The following is a 3115-nucleotide window of genomic DNA, read 5'->3' as shown; positions in this document are numbered from 1 at the left end:
TGCACCCGCGCGGTGATCACGGGGAGGCCGCCGGACGCGTCCACGGAGTCGATCCGGAACGCGGTCCCCGGCGGGAGGACGACCTCCTGGTTCTGGGGGCGGGGGCCCGCGTCGCCCAGCCAGAGCCCGTGCGCCCCCGACGGCAGGACGAGGCGGACGACCGCGGCCGCCCCGTCGCCCGGTCCGGTCGACCGCGGGTTGAGCGCGACCGCGGTGTACCCCCGGGTGGTCTGCTCGGTCCCGGTCAGCGCGGAGGGGTCGCGCGGGTCGAATCCGCGCAACTGCTCCCGCGCCGCCGCGTGGCCCAGGTACCAGGTGCTCTCGACCGCCTCGGGCAGCGGACGGCGGACGGCGTCCTCATAGGAGGCCAGCATGTCCAGCAGCCTCTCGGGCGAGGGGTAGGCGCCCCCGTTCGCGCGGGCCAGGACCCCGGCGGCCCCGGCCGTGTTGTACAGCCCGCCGAGCCTGCGTGCCGCCTCCTGGGGGCCGTGCCTGAGGATGTCGGTGATGAACCGCGCCCGCGCCGGGTTGCGCCCCTGCTCCACGGGCAGGAGCTGGAGCAGCCGGTCGGGGGAGGGCCAGGTGAGGCCGTTCGCCTCGTACAGCTCCCACCCGAGGTTCCGCTGCCGGTCCGCCGGGGTGGAGGCCGGGGTGACACGGCTCGCCGCGCGCAGGGAGTCCAGCAGTTCCCGGGCGCCGTCCGGGTCCGTTCGGGTGAGGTCGAACCCGCCCGCGAGCGCGCTGAGGGCGCGGGCGAGGTCGTGCCGCGCCCGGGGGAGCGCGTTGACGGCGTACGGGTTGTGCGCCGGGTCGTGGAGGCGGTGACCGTACCAGTGGGCCTCCTCCGGGTTCCAGAACCTGCGGACGCCGTCCTCGCCCGTGCTCCCCTCCGAGAAGAGGTCGGGCACCGCCCTCGGCAGGACGACCACGGTCGCGGTGAGCACTGTCTGCGGGCCGCCGGATTCGGGGTCGATCCCGTCCTGGACGCCGGTGATGCGGTACGTGGTGCCGCGGCCGAGGGTGAGCTCCATCTGCTCCGGGTCGTGGCTGCGCGTACCGATCCAGAGGCCGCGGCTCCCCTGGGGCACGTCCAGGCGCAGTAGGAAGGGGAATCCGCCCGAGTCCGTCTTGAACGGGGAGTCGCCCAGGGTGGTGGACATGTAGCCGGGTTCGGTGTGGACGGTGCCCACCAGCAGTCGGGGGTCCGCGCCCCCGGTCGTGCGCAGGAGGTGGTCGATCGACTGCATGCCGCGGGACACGGCCATGCCCTCGGGCAGCGGGCGGTCCACCGCGCCGTCCAGGAGGCGGAACAGCCGCCGGGTCGCGGCGGCGTCGGGGTAGACGCCTCCGTTGAGCCGGGCGATGACCCCCGCGTAACCGGCGTTGTGGAACCAGTGGTCGAGTTCGGCACGGGGGTCGGGGGCGTCGAGGATGTACCGGATGAGCCCCCGGGTCCGCGGGGGCAGCGGCCGCGGGGAGGCCGCGATCTGGCGCAGCCGTTCCACGGACGGCCAGGCCAGTCCGTTGGCCTCGTACAGGTCCCAGCCGTGGGCCGTCTGCGCCGTGTCGGGGTCGGCGGCCTCGGCCCGGGACTGGGAGCGCCACTCCATCAGCTGCCGCGCGACGGTCTGGGGCAGGAAGGGCCGGATGCGGGCGACACGGGTGATCCAGGCCGACCTGGTGTAGACGTCGACCATCCCTTGCTGGTCGGGGGTGAGGGTGTCGAAGGCGTGGGGGTTGTTCGCCGGGTCCTGGAGCCACCGGTCCTGCCCGTCGACCTCCCCGGGCGAGTCGAAGCGGCGGATGCCGTCCTCGTCGAGGGTGCCCCTGCCGTCGGTGTCCGCGTCCGAGGCGTCCGAATCCGTGTCCGAGGTGTCCGATTCCGTGCCGTCGCCGGTGTCGTCGCCTCCGTGGCCCGCGTCGTCGTGGACGGCGGCGGGCTCCGCCGGGGGTGCGGCCACCGGTCGCGGTTCCGCGGGCAGGGCCACGGCGGTGATCTCCACGATCCCGTCCGACTCCGTGACGCCGGTGACGCGGTAGCCGGTGCCGCGGGTGAGGAGGAGCGTGTACGGGTCGGAGGCGTCCGCCCGGTCGCCGATCCACAGGCCGCGCCCGCCCTCGGGCACGGTCAGGCGGACCAGGGCCGCGGTGTCGTCTACGGTGGCCGGTGAGCGGTCCAGCGAGGTGCGCAGGTACCCCGCCTCCCGCTGCTCGGTGCCGACCAGCGAGGAGGGGTCGCCCTCGACGTATCCGACGAGTCCGTGGAGGCCTTCGTCCCCGCTCAGCGCGAAGGTCACCTCCACGGGGCCGGGAAGCGGGCGGTCGGTCGCGGCGTCCAGGATGCGCAGGGTGTCCAGGACCTCGTCGGCCGTCGGGTAGGCGCCGCCGGCGGCCTTGGCCAGGGCTCCGGCGTCGTCCGCGTTGTCGTACCAGTGGCGCAGCCGTCGGCCGGGGTCGGGCGCCCTGAAGATGTCGTTGACGAGCCGGTCGAAGGTGCGGGTGGACCCGCCGTCGGAGTGGATCTCCCGGATCTCGGTGAGCGTCGGCCACCGGTTCCCGTTCTTCTCGTAGAGCGGCCAGCCGTTGAGGTCGTCACCGCTCGCGTTGTCGCCCGCGTCGTACGTCAGGTCCTCCAGCCTGTTCTGGACGGAGTCGGTGTCCAGTGAGGGGATCCATGTGAGGGACGACAGCCAGCCGCTTGCCGCCTGCGCGACGACGGCCTCGCGCTGCTCCCGGGGCAGCGCGTCGAAGGTGTGCGGGTTGGTGCCCGGATCGTCGAGCTCCGCGGCGCGGGCGGCCGGGTCCTCCAGCCCCAGGAGGTCGGCCATCCGGTCCTCGCGCTCGCGCGTCCAGCCGGGTTCGGGGAGGCGTCCGCCCTCCTCGGCCGGGTCCTCGTCGGCCGTCTCCATCAGGAACACGGTGGTCTCGTCGCCCGTGTTCGGCTCGGGCGCGGACCGGGTCGGGACCGGCCGCGGGGACGGCGCGGTCCCGGGGTCGGAGGACTCCTCACCGGTCACCGGTCCGCTCCGGCCGGGCGGGGTCTGCGTGTTCAGGGCGCTGTGGAACGTGTCCAGGAGCGAGTCCGCCGGGGCGCTGGGGGGTGTGCCGGTCGCGG

Annotated in this window: 2 protein-coding genes; one reads left to right on the top strand and one right to left on the bottom strand. The window is 74.7% G+C overall.

Annotation, left to right across the window (positions count from 1 at the left end; all coding sequences use genetic code 11):
* Positions 1 to 2909, bottom strand: a 2909-nt coding sequence (locus DQW06_RS24075) for an ADP-ribosyltransferase (protein WP_304598559.1), incomplete at its 3' end; no start/stop codon positions are given.
* A gap of 10 nt (positions 2910 to 2919) precedes the next feature.
* Between DQW06_RS24075 and DQW06_RS29670 the strand changes: the two genes are divergently transcribed.
* Positions 2920 to 3115: hypothetical protein (locus DQW06_RS29670; RefSeq protein WP_232833138.1), on the top strand; the 196-nt coding region annotated here is incomplete at its 3' end.

Source organism: Nocardiopsis sp. TNDT3 (assembly GCF_003427465.1).
Taxonomy (GTDB): domain Bacteria; phylum Actinomycetota; class Actinomycetes; order Streptosporangiales; family Streptosporangiaceae; genus Nocardiopsis; species Nocardiopsis dassonvillei.
The sequence above is the reverse complement of the archived record's forward strand: the minus strand, read 5'-3'. Positions and strand labels throughout refer to the sequence as shown.